At 35.8% G+C, this 15,085-nt stretch carries 11 protein-coding genes and 1 pseudogene; 10 read left to right on the plus strand and 2 right to left on the minus strand.

All coding sequences use genetic code 11. The features are described 5' to 3' along the window. Window positions 1–283: 283 nt before the first annotated feature. Entirely contained in the window at window positions 284–565 is a 282-nt protein-coding gene (gene ppnP / locus ACFOUY_RS00760; RefSeq protein WP_378958529.1) for a pyrimidine/purine nucleoside phosphorylase, read from the minus strand. 182 nt (window positions 566–747) lie between these two features. On the opposite strand from ppnP, the gene guaB reads away from it, so the two are divergent. The 4 genes from guaB to ACFOUY_RS00780 all read left to right on the plus strand — a co-directional run bounded on the left by guaB (window position 748) and on the right by ACFOUY_RS00780 (window position 6,779). Continuing rightward, complete coding sequence (gene guaB, locus ACFOUY_RS00765; protein WP_378958530.1) at window positions 748–2,217, plus strand: IMP dehydrogenase; 1,470 nt, start codon at window positions 748–750, stop codon at window positions 2,215–2,217. A 491-nt stretch (window positions 2,218–2,708) separates the two neighbouring features. After that, entirely contained in the window at window positions 2,709–5,288 is a 2,580-nt protein-coding gene (locus ACFOUY_RS00770) for a TonB-dependent receptor (protein WP_378958531.1), read from the plus strand. A gap of 356 nt (window positions 5,289–5,644) precedes the next feature. Further along, on the plus strand, window positions 5,645–6,238 hold the full coding sequence (locus ACFOUY_RS00775) for an LOG family protein (RefSeq protein WP_378958532.1): 594 nt from the start codon (window positions 5,645–5,647) through the stop codon (window positions 6,236–6,238). Between the two features lie 76 nt (window positions 6,239–6,314). Continuing rightward, entirely contained in the window at window positions 6,315–6,779 is a 465-nt protein-coding gene (locus ACFOUY_RS00780) for a MaoC family dehydratase (protein WP_378958533.1), read from the plus strand. 69 nt (window positions 6,780–6,848) lie between these two features. Here ACFOUY_RS00780 and ACFOUY_RS00785 read toward each other — a convergent pair whose 3' ends face one another. Then, on the minus strand, window positions 6,849–7,307 hold the full coding sequence (locus ACFOUY_RS00785; RefSeq protein ID WP_378958534.1) for a DUF2721 domain-containing protein: 459 nt from the start codon (window positions 7,305–7,307) through the stop codon (window positions 6,849–6,851). A gap of 267 nt (window positions 7,308–7,574) precedes the next feature. Here ACFOUY_RS00785 and ACFOUY_RS00790 point away from each other — a divergent pair, with 267 nt between their 5' ends. From ACFOUY_RS00790 to ACFOUY_RS00815, 6 genes and pseudogenes are all read left to right on the plus strand, one after another. Next, the gene (locus tag ACFOUY_RS00790; protein WP_378958535.1) at window positions 7,575–9,203 is read left to right on the plus strand and encodes an acyl-CoA carboxylase subunit beta; all 1,629 of its coding nucleotides are present in this window, start codon (window positions 7,575–7,577) and stop codon (window positions 9,201–9,203) included. A gap of 21 nt (window positions 9,204–9,224) precedes the next feature. Continuing rightward, on the plus strand, window positions 9,225–9,770 hold the full coding sequence (locus tag ACFOUY_RS00795; RefSeq protein WP_378958536.1) for a hypothetical protein: 546 nt from the start codon (window positions 9,225–9,227) through the stop codon (window positions 9,768–9,770). A 45-nt stretch (window positions 9,771–9,815) separates the two neighbouring features. Beyond that, on the plus strand, window positions 9,816–10,973 hold the full coding sequence (locus tag ACFOUY_RS00800; protein WP_378958537.1) for a dipeptidase: 1,158 nt from the start codon (window positions 9,816–9,818) through the stop codon (window positions 10,971–10,973). Between the two features lie 61 nt (window positions 10,974–11,034). Then, window positions 11,035–11,669, plus strand: a pseudogene (locus ACFOUY_RS00805) (putative polyvalent protein kinase domain-containing protein). Window positions 11,670–11,815: 146 nt separating this feature from the next. Then, entirely contained in the window at window positions 11,816–12,772 is a 957-nt protein-coding gene (gene trxB / locus ACFOUY_RS00810; protein WP_378958538.1) for a thioredoxin-disulfide reductase, read from the plus strand. Window positions 12,773–13,142: 370 nt separating this feature from the next. Next, window positions 13,143–15,053, plus strand: a complete 1,911-nt coding sequence (locus ACFOUY_RS00815) for a beta-N-acetylhexosaminidase (protein WP_378958539.1) — start codon at window positions 13,143–13,145, stop codon at window positions 15,051–15,053. Window positions 15,054–15,085 lie beyond the last annotated feature (32 nt).

The following is a 15,085-nucleotide window of genomic DNA, read 5'->3' on the forward strand; positions in this document are numbered from 1 at the left end:
AAAGGCACCCCGGAATAACAACCCTTTGGATAGGTATGAAATATTTTAAGGCATCAATCCAAGGATGGGATATCCATAGAGATGTGTCCACACGATAGGTGAAAACGGGAATCGTAAAGCGATAGAAAGGTTATAAAATAAAAGCCTTTTAAAGCACTAAGATGCCCAGTCAAGATGAGCATGACGATACCGCCAAATTAAATTCTTTTACAATAGCTGATTTTTTTATTGTGATACAGCCTCATGATGATTGTAGAATAAAATATTTTTTATTTAAAACACCTTATCTATATTGGCAAAGATATGCGGTTTGGACTTCAGACCTTACTTTAAAAGATGAATTTGCAGGGACTTCAAAATGACTTCCTGCGCTAAATAATTTCCATTCCTCGCTATCAGGAAGCAAAGCGGATAACTCACCTTCAACCACATGCATAATTTCCTTTTGCGCTGTTCCAAATTGATATTCGCCCGGATTGATTATACCGATTGTAGATTTTCCATCAGCAGTTTCATAACCTAAAGATTTGACATTTCCGTCGAAATATTGATTTTCACTAATCATAATTTTAATTGAATTTTGGTGCGCACAATAATAATCAAGTTTTTATAAAAGAAGAATCGATTAGGCCACAATTCCAATTTGTCAGCAAAGGCTAATATTTATAGATTTTAAACTTTATACTTTTATTTTCACCTATTTTTCCTATCTTTGCCCCGCATATAATAAATCCTAATTTATTTTCTATGCAACTCGATTCCACAAAATTTATTGCTACAGGTTTAACTTATGACGACGTACTTTTAGTACCGGCTTATTCTGAAATTCTGCCTCGCGATGTAAATACAGCAACTTTCTTAACCAAAAAAATTAAGCTTAACGTTCCATTGATTTCTGCAGCTATGGATACTGTAACCGAAGCCGAACTTGCTATTGCTATTGCACAAAATGGCGGTATTGGTATGTTACACAAAAACATGACTATCGAAAGACAAGCTAATGAAGTGCGTAAAGTTAAGCGTTCGGAAAGCGGAATGATTCAAGACCCGGTTACTTTATTAGAAACATCTGTTGTTGCTGACGCTTTCAAAATAATGAAGGAGCATAAAATTGGTGGTATTCCGGTTGTAAGTGTTGATAATAAGTTAGTTGGTATTATTACTAATCGCGATTTGCGTTTCCAAAAGGATATGACCAGACCGATTGCAGAAGTAATGACTAAAGAGAATTTAATTACTGCACCTGAAGGAACAAATTTGGTTCAGGCAGAAGAAATTCTTCAAAACCATAAAATCGAGAAACTTCCAGTTGTTAGCAAAGATGGATATTTAAGCGGTTTAATTACTTTCAAAGATATTTCTAAAGTTAAAGATTATCCTGCAGCTTGTAAAGACGAGCGTGGTCGCTTACGTGTTGGTGCTGCAGTAGGTGTAACCGCTGATACATTACAACGTGTTGACGCATTGGTTCATGCTGGTGTTGATGTGATTACTATCGATACCGCTCACGGTCACTCTAAAGGTGTGGTTGATAAATTAAAAGAAGTAAAAGCAAAATATCCAGATTTACAAGTTATCGTAGGTAACATTGCAACAGGTGCTGCCGCTAAATTTTTAGCTGATGCTGGCGCTGATGCAGTTAAAGTTGGTATTGGTCCGGGTTCTATTTGTACAACCAGAATTATTGCTGGTGTTGGTGTTCCTCAATTATATGCCGTTTACGAATGTGCTAAAGCATTAAAAGGAACTGGTGTTCCGGTTATTGCCGATGGTGGTATTAAACATACGGGTGATATTGCAAAAGCAATTGCTTCTGGTGCAAATACCGTAATGGCTGGTTCGTTATTTGCAGGAGTAGAGGAATCTCCAGGTGAAACGATTATTTACGAAGGGCGTAAATTTAAATCTTACCGCGGAATGGGCTCTATCGAAGCAATGGAACAGGGTTCTAAAGACCGCTATTTCCAGGATGTAGAAGATGATATTAAAAAATTAGTTCCTGAAGGAATTGTTGGTCGCGTACCATTTAAAGGAACTTTAGCAGAAGTAATGTATCAATATATTGGTGGTTTACGTGCAAGTATGGGTTACTGTGGGGCGGCAAATATCGAAGCTTTGCAAGAAGCACAATTTGTTCAAATTACAGCGGCTGGTATGCGTGAAAGTCATCCACATGATATCACAATTACTAAGGAAGCACCAAATTATACGAGATAAGCTTTTAAGGAAAAGCTGAAAGTCTAAAGCTTCCAGTTAAATCGCTGTTGGGTAAGGTTTAAATCAAAAAAGCCTGCGATCCAGTAGTCATTTTGACCGAAGTGGAGAAATCTTATAAAATAAATATTATTTAAAACGGGGTATTGGCAACAATACCCCGTTTTTTTATTGCTTAAATATCACTATTGATTAAAGATGCCCAAAGCATGCTATAAAATATTGATTTAAAATTCTTCTGCACTTTAAGTACCTCTTTGGCAAATAATAACTAGACCAACCAATCAGAATTTAACTATTTACAAAATAAAATTTGGCAAATAGTTTTTTTTAATATATTTGTCTACTAAATCTATAGACTTTATATAAATTAATAATGAAACATACAATTCCCATTTATAAATCCTGTTGTTGCTGTCGTTTACTCGCTCAAACAAAACAATTCCGAACACAGCTTTAATCAAATTAAAATCTAACCCAACATACAATTAATCATGAAACAAAATTTACTTATTTTATTTTCCATTATAATCTCTTCAAGTTTTGCATTTGCACAAAGCCCTGTAAAGGGTGTTGTAAAAGGAAGTAATGGCATTACCATTCCTAATGCAACCGTAAAAGTAAGAGGAACAAATATTACGGTAAGTGCAGATACAGCAGGTGTATTTGTTATCAATGCTAAACAACAACCCCAATTTTATATTCAAGTAAGTTCTGTTGGCTACAAACCACAAGATTTTCAAATACTAACCATTCAAGAAACACCGATAGAATTAGTATTGGTAGAAAATGCACTGTTGGATGAAATCGTAGTGACTTCGAGAAGACGTTCGGAAGTATTACAAGATGTGCCAATTCCCATTACCGTTATCGGTGGCCAAGCAGCTGAAAATGCAGGTACATTTAATGTGAACCGCTTAAAAGAGCTTGTGCCTTCGGTACAGCTGTACGCTTCTAACGCAAGAAATACTACGCTTAATATTAGAGGTTTAGGTTCAACTTTTGGTTTAACTAACGATGGTATCGACCCAGGCGTTGGCTTTTATGTAGATGGCGTTTACCAGGCTCGCCCGGCGGCCACCTCAACAGATTTTATCGATATCGACCAGATAGAGGTTATTCGCGGTCCGCAAGGAACATTGTTTGGGAAAAATACAACAGCCGGTGCATTTAATATTACAACGAAAAAGCCCAGCCAAATTCCAAGTGGTAAAGTAGAATTGAGTGTAGGAAATTATAATTTCTTACAAGCTAAAACATCCATTACTGGTCCGGTTGCTAAAAATCTTGCTGCCAGATTATCTATCTCAGGCACGCAACGAGATGGAACAATTTACAATACAAGAGAACAAAGAAACTACAGCGGGCAAAATAACCTGGGCTTTAAGGGACAATTGTATTACACGCCATCAGATAGATTATCTGTATTAATTAGCGGCGATGTAAGTATTCAACATCCGGCAGGATATCCTTTGGTAATTGCTGGCGTGGCTATAACAGAAAGAAGTACTTACCGTCAATATGGAAGAATTGTTTCTGATTTAGGCTACAACCAGCCTAAAATTGATCCATTTTCAAGAGAAATAAATACAAATACACCTTGGAAACATAATCAATCTATTGGAGGTATATCTGCTAATTTAGATTATAAAATAGGTGGAGGAACATTAACTTCTACCACGGCGTGGAGATTCTGGAACTGGGACCCAACAAATGATAGAGATTTCTCTGAACTTGCTGCGCTAACGAAATCACAAGGCAATTCCCGCCACGACCAATACTCGCAAGAGATAAGGTATGCCGGGAATTTGAGCGATAAATTAAGTGGTGTAATTGGTGTATTTGCTCTTGCACAAAACCTAAAAGGATTAGATCAAACCGAAGAGGTAGGTAAAGACCAATGGCGTTTTGTACAAACAGCTGCAACAGGGGCGCAGGCCTTATATTCAACTCCAGGATTACTAGACGGCTACGGCATTAAAACAAATTCTACTATCAAATCATTAAGTGCAGCTGTATTTGCACAAGTAGATTACGAAGTTGTAAATCATTTACACGTTTTACCTGGTATTCGTTTCACTTACGATAAAAAAGATGTTGATTACGACAGAACAACTTATGGTGGTTTGCAAACTACGGATGTAGCTTTGCTTGCGCTTAAAACTGCGGTTTATAGCAACCAACAATTTAATACGAATATAGAAAACAATAATTTTTCGGGTAACTTAACCATTTCTTATCGCCCAACGGATAGAATAAATGCCTACGGTACTTTTTCAACGGCCTATAAACCAGTTGGAGTTAATGTTGGAGGTTTGCCAACAACTTCTACCGGAGCAGCAGATTTATCTTTGGCTGTTGTAAAACCAGAGTATGTTCAGCACTACGAATTAGGTGTTAAAACCAAGCCAACCAAAGGTGCAATTTTAAATGTAACGGCTTTCAATACCGATATCAAAGATTATCAAACTAATGTGCAGTCGCCACAGCTGGGTGTGAATAGAGGTTATTTAGCTAACGCTGAGAAGGTTAAAGTTAAAGGTTTAGAGATTGATGGAACCTATCAGTTAGAAAGATTCTTAACCTTAAATGCTGCGGTGGCTTACCTGGATGGCAAGTATGTGGAATTCACAAATGCACCACTTCCATTAGAAGAAACTGGTCATACAGAAACTATAAATGGTGTAGCAACTCAAGTAGCATTTAAAGATGCTTCTGGTGGCAGATTGCCAGGTATTTCTAAATGGAATATTTCTGGTGGGGCGGAGTTTAGTTTAAAAGGAAATTTAGCTACAAAAGAGGGTAGATATTTCATAGCCGGAGATGTAAGCTATCATTCTAATTATTCTTCTAATCCAACGCCGTCTAGCGTTTTAAATGTTAATGGCTACGGTTTAATAAATGCCCGTTTAGGATTTAAATCTGATAAATTCTCGTTTTTTGCCTGGAGTAGAAATATTGGAAACAAAAATTATTTCGAGCAATTACAGGCTGCGGCAGGTAACTCTGGGTTATATGCAGGCGTACTCGGCGACCCAAGAACTTACGGTTTAACGTTGCGTTATGCTTTTTAAAAAGTGACGAATTTTTACAAAAATCTTTTTCTCTATTGTATTTGGTTAGAAGGCGTCGATTTATTCGGCGCTTTTTTTGTTAGAAATTTTACATAAACCTGAGAGGTTTGATGGGGCATTTAAAATTAACCATTGTTTCTTTTGCCGGCCGAAGTAAATAAACTTTATAGAACGGAAAGCCCGCAGTTCCGGTTTTTTACCGGAAGAGGACTTGCAGTGATAGAAGGACAAACATTGAAATTAACTTCTGAAATTGCTTTTCAAAAAGCTGAAAAAATATTAATTAAGAACTTTGTGCAGAATTAAAATTTACAGAGCGGCGATAAAATCTTAACTTCGGTAAATTTTAAATCTGAATGAATAAGCTTAGAGCAGTTTGTGTATACTGTGGTTCTAATTTTAATGGCGATGAAACCTTGCGTAAAGCCATCAAACAATTAGCAGAAACACTGGTTAAACAAGAAATTAGATTGGTTTACGGTGGCGGAAGTGTCGGTGTAATGGGTGTTTTAGCCAACGATATATTAGCATTAGGCGGTTTGGTTACCGGCGTTATTCCACAGTTTTTAATGGATAAAGAAGTTGGACATAAAGGTGTTACAGAAATGATTGTAACGGAAAACATGCATCAACGGAAGCAAAAAATGGCCGATTTAAGCGATGGCTTCGTGATTTTACCTGGTGGTTTTGGTACACTTGAAGAATTTTTTGAAGTGCTTACCTGGTTACAATTAGGTTTACACAATAAACCAATTGGTGTTTTAAACGTTAGCGGTTTTTACGATCCACTTTTTGCACAAATGGAAATGATGGTACAAAGCAAATTTCTTAAATCTGCAAACCGCGATTTAGTTTTTAACGAGGCTGATTCAGAAATTTTAATTGATAAAATGGATAATTTTTCAGCAATTCCAGATGAAGTTTGGTTTAGAGAGAGAAACCTATCATAACAAGCAATTTCAAATAAACAACAAATAATTTTTAAACCGCCATAAGTTAAACGCAAGGGCGATAAAATATATTACAATGCAAATCATTACTTCTCACGCAGAATTTGAACAATTTCTTGGTAAAGAATTGGGTGTTTCTTCATGGCATACCATCAGTCAAGAACAAATTAATAAATTTGCGGATGCTACTTTAGACCATCAATGGATTCATGTTGATGAAGAAAGAGCACAAAATGAAGGGCCTTTTAAAGCAACTATAGCCCATGGTTATTTAACGCTTTCGTTAATTCCCTATTTATGGAAACAGATTGTTGATATCCAAAATTTGAAAATGGAAATCAATTATGGTATCGAAAGTTTAAGATTTGCTCAACCAGTTATTGTAAATAGTAACATTAGGTTGAAAGCAAAATTATCATCTATTGTAAACTTGAGAGGTGTAACGAAAGTTCACATGGGTATAGAAATGGAAATTGAAGACCAAAAGAAACCTGCTTTCACTGGTGAGGTTGTGTTTTTATATCATTTTATTACGACATAATTTGCCATTTCTTAATCTGCAAGGAATAGGGTGGTGTATAATTGTTACTCTGTTCTTTGTAAGTAAATTTTAATCCTTTTTGAATTTCTTTTTGATGTAGTCACTGAGTGATGCATCTTCCAAATCTTCTAAATTGCTCAGTTCTAATTCTAAAGCTTTTGTGCTGATTTGAATTTCTATTAATGAAATAATAAGCGAAATCATAAAGAAGATTAAGCTTAAAGCAAAAAGTATTTCTGCAACAATATTCCATTCTAGATAAATAAAGAACATACAAAATAGGCAACTTGCAAAACTCAAAACGCCATATGCTTGCATATTTTTTATAAGTCTTAATCGATAGCGAAGATTCTTGATTTGATTTTGCAGACCAACATTTTTTTCTCCTTCTTCGTACTTTGCTTTTAAACTTCTTACCAAAGCCGCCAATGCTAAAAAACGATTGGTGTATGCTAACATAATTAAACTGATAGCAGGAAATAATAATGCGGGGATGTTTACAGTGAGTTCCATTGTTAGCGTTTGCATCAAAAATATTATTTTAAATGGAACTTTTAGGTTTAACCACAAAGAACGCAAAGTTTTTCGCAAAGCATGAAAGTTTTAACTATTTAGAACACTAAGTTTTCACAAAGGGAAAATACCTTAGCTCAGGTATGGTCGTAGTAAAAAAAACTTTGATAGGGTGAGGTTTTACTTAATCTCCAAGTTTTTTCCTTGCGGTTAAAACTCATCGTGTACCAGAAACCGTTTTGGTCACCTCGATTTTTCTAAAATAAAATTTAAATTGCCGCCATGAATATCGAATTCAATAAAAACGAAGATGTAAATAAGCAGTTAGTTTACGAACTGAAAACTAAACTCAAAAAAATATATTTAGGTGGCGGAGAAAAGAATGCAGCCAAGCAAAAAGAAAAAGGTAAGTTATTGGCTCGAGAGCGAATTGCCTACTTAATTGATAAAGAATCCGAATTTTTGGAAATTGGTGCATTCACCGCCGACGGCATGTACGCAGCTCAAGGCGGTTGTCCATCTGCAGGTGTGGTTTGCGGCATTGGTTATGTGAGCGGCAGACAATGTATGATTGTAGCTAACGATGCTACTGTGAAAGCAGGTGCCTGGTTTCCGATGACGGCTAAGAAAAATCTTCGTGCTCAGGAAATTGCCATGGAAAACCGTTTGCCGGTAATTTATTTGGTAGATAGTGCGGGTGTTTATCTGCCCATGCAGGATGAGATTTTCCCCGATAAAGAACACTTCGGTCGAATGTTTCGCAACAATGCAATAATGTCTTCCGAAGGAATTGTACAGATTTCTGCAATTATGGGCGCTTGCGTTGCCGGGGGTGCTTATTTGCCAATTATGAGTGATGAAGCCATGATTGTTGATAAAACAGGTTCGGTGTTTTTAGCGGGTTCGTATTTGGTAAAATCTGCAATTGGCGAAGAAGTAGATAACGAAACTTTAGGTGGGGCAACTACACACTGCGAAATTTCTGGCGTTACCGATTATAAACATCCAAATGATGAAGCTTGTTTAGATAGCATTCGTAACATCATGAGCATGCTTGGTGCGCCACAAAATGCAGGCTTTGATAGAATTAAGCCTGCTAAGCCTAAAGAAAAGGAAGAAGAGCTATATGGTATTATTCCTGAAAATCGCGACAAGCAATATGAAATTATGGACATTATTAACCGCTTGGTTGATAATTCTGAATTTGAAGAATATAAGCAAGGTTACGGACAGAGTATTGTTTGTGGCTTGGGTAGAATTGATGGTTGGGCCGTTGGAATTGTAGCAAACCAGCGCAAGGTTGTAAAATCGAAAAAAGGAGAGATGCAGTTTGGTGGCGTAATTTATTCTGATAGTGCAGATAAAGCCAGCCGTTTTATTATGAATTGCAATCAGAAAAAAATCCCATTAGTTTTCTTGCAAGATGTAACAGGATTTATGGTAGGTAGTCGCTCCGAGCATGGCGGTATTATAAAAGATGGTGCGAAAATGGTTAATGCTGTAGCCAATTCTGTTGTGCCAAAATTCACCATCGTAATGGGAAATTCTTATGGTGCTGGTAATTATGCCATGTGCGGTAAAGCTTACGATCCGCGTTTAATTTATGCCTGGCCAACAGCAAAAATAGCAGTAATGGGTGGCGCTCAGGCAGCAAAAACCTTATTGCAAATTCAAGAAGCATCCTTAAAAGCAAAAGGAGAAATAATCACTCCAGAAAAAGAAGCTGAACTTTTAAAAGAAATTACAGACAGGTATGATAGTCAAACAACACCATATTATGCTGCATCGCGACTTTGGGTAGATGGAATTATCGACCCGTTAGAAACCCGAAAAGTAATTTCAATGGGCATTGAAGCGGCTAATCAATCGCCAATTACTAAAAAGTTTAATGTTGGAATTATACAGACGTAATCGATTTTAATTACCTAAACTATGTTTGGATTATTTGGTAAAAAAAGCAAGAAAATTACCATTGCTGATAAAATTTGGATATCAGAGCATGCAAAATTTAATGCCTGTGTGGAGTTAATAAGATCAAATCCTAATGTTGTATTTGTAGCTTGGTTCGAAATGACCAAACAAAGTCTTCAAACTTATCTTCAAGAAAATCATTTCCAGGAACGAGTATATTTAGCCGACCACTTAAATGTAAACCAAAAAGGTAAAGAATTAATTTTTATCGAACATCACCCTTTGCAATTAGAAGAGCAAAAGAAAGCTGTTGAATTAGATTTAAGTGATATAACGGTTTATTCATCCTTATCTGAACCTTTTTTTGAATTATTTAATGGAGAAAAAATAATAAATTTAATGCGAAAAATGGGTGTTGAAGAATTTGAAATGCTGGAAAATTCCATGATAACAAATTCTATCAAAAAGGCTCAGAAAAAAATAGCTTCAAAAGTGATTTTAAACATTCCGGCGAGGTCGCAACGCGATTGGCTTATCAATGCAGGTATAAATAATAAATCCTTTTAAAGTATAAATAGGCTTTTAAATTCTGCCAAATATTTAATCCAATTTATGAAATTCCTTACCATTCTTTTTGTTTTCCTGCAAATTAGTTCTTTCGCTCAAAATGCAAGTAAGATACATAACGAGGCCATCTTAATCGATACTCATGGCGATATTTTGTTCAATCAGATTAAATCTGGAATTGATATTGGTAAACTTCAAACTAAAGGAAATTTCGACTTGGTAAGGGCAAAGCAAGGTGGCTTAGATGTGCAATTCTTTTCTATTTGGTGCGATGAAACTGGAGGCTATGCCGTTGCAAATAGAGAGATAGATTCTTTATACAGTTTAATCAAAAGATACCCGGATAAAATACAACTTGTAACCACAGCAACTGATTTAGAAAAAGCAGTTAAGCAACAAAAATTAGCGGCGATGATAGGTGTAGAGGGTGGGCACATGATTGAAAATCGGTTAGATTATATTGATAGTTTGGCTAAAAGAGGCATGACATATCTAACCTTAACATGGAACAACAGTTCGCCTTGGTCAAGCTCTGCTGCCGAAGAAACATCGGGTAAAGTAAAACCTCAAAATGCCGGACTAAACGATTTTGGTAAGCAAGTTGTTAACCGTTTGAACCAACTTGGCGTGATGGTCGATTTATCTCATGTTGGTGAGAAAACTTTTTATGATGCCATCGCAGCGAGTTCAAAGCCAATCATTGTATCTCATAGTTGCGCTTATGCAATAAATCCGGTTCCACGAAATTTAAAAGATGAGCAAATTAAAGCGGTTGGGAAAAACGGCGGCGTGGTTTGTATTAATTTTTATAGTGGTTTTTTAGATTCAACATTCAATACAAAGCAAAAAGCTTTCTTTGCTAAATATGATGCAGAACTTAAAGTTTTAAGCACCAAATACGGCAGAAGCAATGCGATTGATAGCTTAGTTTTTAATCATTCAGCAGATGCTGATGCGATTCGCCCACCAGTTGCTTTGCTGGTAAAACACATTAATCATATTGTGAAATTAATAGGAGTAGAACATGTTGGTTTAGGTGCAGATTTTGATGGTGCAGAATCTTTCCCTTTAGGCATAAACAGTGTTGCCGATTATCCAAAAATCACAGCAGAACTTATTAAAAATGGTTATTCAGAAGCAGATATTAATAAAATACTCGGAGGAAATGTGATTAGAGTTTTAAGAGCCAATAAAGGAAAATAAGCTTTGGTCACTGTTTTTTTTATCAAAAAATAAATTTAGTATCTTTAGATCGAATTTTTTAATGAAAAATATCAAAGATGAATTACAAAATATCATTGTCGGCGATGGACGAATTGGCGATGCAAGCCAACTCAAAAAAGCACAAAATTTCCTTAGAAGAAATGAGGAAACAAGCCTCAGAATTGAAAAACAGGAGTATCTCAAAAGTGAAGAAGAAATCAGTTTAATCGCTTTTGCTGAAAAAGAAAATCTATTTTATCGAGAGGAAATTTCCGAAGATGAATATATTAGCGCTGGTGCCGAACAAAAAGTTTATCGCTTTGATGATATCCATGTTGTCAAATTAAATGATTCAATATTTTATGAATATTGTCTTGATTACTTCAATAGTCTGCTAGTTCATAATTTTTTCTTTAATCTACTGCGTACCAATTTTTAGGTTTTAAATTAATAAACGGGAAGCTTTTTGCTGTTGTAAAACAAGAGTTTATTAAAGCAAATGAACTTACTGATTTAAATCAGGTAAAAGAATTTTTATTATTTAATGATTTTTTTAACAATAGAAATAACGACTATATAAATAAAGAATTGGGAATTATTTTGGAGGATTTACATGATGAAAACGTGCTGACTAACGATGGTATTATTTATTTTATTGATACCATATTTTACTTAACTGTAAATTTTTACAAGTAGAACTAATTAATATTTGTACTCATGTAAATGTTTTTGCTTGGAGACAACTGTTAATAAGTAAACTATGTTGACAATGCGCACTTGCCAACAATTATTTAAAGCGTTAAATTTGTATTTCAATTATCGAATTTCAAACACACAATATAATGTCACAAGAAAACGAGCACGTTCAGTGTTTAATTATAGGTTCTGGTCCTGCTGGTTATACTGCAGCAATTTATGCAGCCAGAGCTGATTTAAAGCCAATTATGTACACTGGTATGCAAGCTGGTGGTCAGTTAACACAAACAACTGATGTAGAAAATTTCCCTGGTTATCCTCAAGGTATTATGGGCCCAGAGATGATGGAAGATTTCCGCAAGCAGGCAGAACGTTTTGGCACAGATATCCGTTTCGGTTATGTAAGTTCTGTAGATTTTTCTTCTACACCACACAAAGTTGTGATAGATGAAATTAAAACCATTACAGCTGATACAGTAATTATTGCAACTGGCGCAACTGCAAAATGGTTGGGTTTACCAAGCGAACAGCAATACAATGGTTTTGGTGTTTCTGCTTGTGCAGTTTGCGATGGTTTCTTCTTTAAAGGGCAAGATGTAGCTATTGTTGGTGCTGGCGATACAGCTGCCGAAGAAGCAACTTATTTGGCTAAGCTTTGTAAAACGGTTCACTTATTGGTTCGTAGAGATGAGTTCAGAGCATCAAAAACAATGGTTGCCCGCGTTCTGGCTACTCCGAATATTATAGTTCATTACAATACCGAAACTCAGGAAATTGTAGGTAACGGTAAAAACGTTACCGCAGTTAAAGTTTTAGATAACAAAACTAACATCACTTCAGAGATTCCGGTTGAAGGTTTCTTTGTTGCTATTGGCCACAAACCAAATACAGATATTTTTAAAGGTCAGTTGGATATGGATGAAACCGGTTATTTATTAACTAAACCAGGCTCAACTTTAACTAATATCGAAGGCGTTTTCGCTTGTGGCGATGTTCAGGATATGTACTACAGACAAGCAGTTACTGCTGCAGGTTCTGGCTGTATGTCTGCACTCGATGCAGAGCGATATTTGGCAGCAAAAGAACATCCGGTTGAAGCGTAAAATCATTTGATATTTTTTCTAAAGAGAAATCTGAGTAAGGTTTCTCTTTTTTTGTAAAGCAAGGTTTTTCGCATTTATTAAAGTCATTCAGGCTTTACGCTTTAGCTTTTCCCTGGCTCAACCGCGCTGCTAAAAGGATATCGCTGCAATCCTGTTTAGTACATTTGCAGCAGTAATTCTTTGGCTAATTTATCCTGCAAAATTTTTAAAACTTTAAAATTCCGAGAGAATATCCAAATAAAATGTTCTGATAACTGGAAAGGTCAAACGTTTGATTATGATTGTAACGAAAAAGTGAGGTTAAGGTTGTCCCTGTTATATCTATCTTAGTTTGATTTAAATGAAACTTATTTTAACCTAAAAACACATCATGAACAAAGCATTATCGATTTTTATTGGCGTATTAATCAGTAGTGGTGCATTTGCGCAGAGTGACCCAAACCTTGGGATTATTCCTGTACCCGTATCAATTACAAAAGCAAATGGCAGTTTTATTTTAGATAAAACAACTATTTTGGTAAATCAAAGCATCGACGGCGCAAAGATGGCTGATTTATTAAACGCATTTATTGTTAATAAAGCTGGTTTTGCTTTAAGAGAAGCAAAAATTACTCAACAAAATCAAAAAAGTATAGTTTTAACATCGGTTGGTGCAGAAAAATTGCCTGCCGAAGGTTACACAATTAAAGTTACTCCAACTCAAATTATTCTTACTGGTAAAGGTGCTGGGTTATTTTATGCCGTTCAATCTGCTATGCAAATGATGCCTGCTAAAGTTGCAGATAAAATTACAATTCCTGCCGTTAATATTAACGATTATCCTCGCTTCGGTTATCGTGGAACAATGCTGGATGTAAGTCGTCATTTCTTTCCAATTTCATTTATCAAAAAATACCTTGATCAGCTAGCTTATTATAAAATTAACACCTTTCATTGGCATTTAACTGATGATCAGGGTTGGAGATTGGAAATAAAGAAGTATCCAAAATTAACTTCAGTAGGTTCATCAAGAAACGGAACTATAATTGGCAATTATCCTGGAAATGGTAATTATTTAACTGAGGTTAAAGGTTTTTACACGCAAGATGAAGCGAAAGAAATTGTTAAGTACGCGGCTGAACGATACATAACCGTAATTCCTGAAATCGAGTTGCCGGGCCATGCTTCGGCTGCAATTGCTGCGTACCCAGAGTTAAGTTGTTTCCCTGATAGAGATACCTTTATTAGTGATAAAACGCCCTGGTCGGGCAGTAGAAAAGGCAAACAGGTACAACAAACCTGGGGTGTTTTTGATGATATATTCGTGCCTTCGGAAAATACATTTACAATGCTGAATAATATTTTGGATGAAGTTATTGCAATTTTTCCTTCAAAATATATTCATATAGGTGGTGATGAAGCTCCAAAAACATATTGGAAAGAATCTCCGTTTTGCCAGGCCTTAATGAAAGAAAAAGGTTTAAAAGATGAGCATGAATTACAAAGTTATTTTATTCAGACAATAGAAAAACATGTAAATGCAAAAGGCCGTTCTATTATTGGTTGGGATGAAATTTTAGAAGGTGGTTTGGCGCCAAATGCAACAGTAATGAGTTGGAGAGGAGAAGACGGTGGAATTGCCGCAGCTCAACAGAATCACGATGTGATTATGACGCCAGGTTCTATGGGTTTGTACATCGATCATAAACAATCTAATTCGCCCGATGAGCCAGTTACAATAGGTGGTTTCGCCCCTTACCAAAAAATTTACGGATATGATCCAATTCCGAAAGTTTTAACTGCAGACCAAAGAAAATATATAAAAGGTGTGCAAGCAAATATGTGGACAGAATACATTAAAACACCCGAAAAGGCAGAAAATCATGCTTTCCCACGCATTATGGCTTTATCAGAAATTGCCTGGGGCCAGGTAGAACGTAAAGATTTAAAGAATTTTTCTGAAGAACGCTTACCAGCGCACTTAGCACGATTAGATAAAATGAATATTAACTTTTGGGTACCTACTCCAATTGGCCAAAGTGATAAGCCTTTAACAGGTGGTGATTTTACCATCGATTTAAAAGTTCCAGTTACTGGGGCTAAAATTTATTATTCTTTGGATGGTTCCCGACCTTCTGAAAATGCATTTTTATATACTGAACCAATAAAAGTAACTGTTCCACAAGGCGAAAAAAGAACTTTAAAAACCATTGTGGTAGTACCTAGCGGAAGAAGAAGTGTTACAACAGAAACCATTATGAATAATGGTGCACCCGAAGTTAAAGCAGAAGCTAAAAAATAAAATCTTTTGTTTTAAAAAGCTATTTTCTTAAT

This window comes from Pedobacter jamesrossensis (assembly GCF_042650905.1).
Lineage (GTDB): Bacteria > Bacteroidota > Bacteroidia > Sphingobacteriales > Sphingobacteriaceae > Pedobacter > Pedobacter jamesrossensis.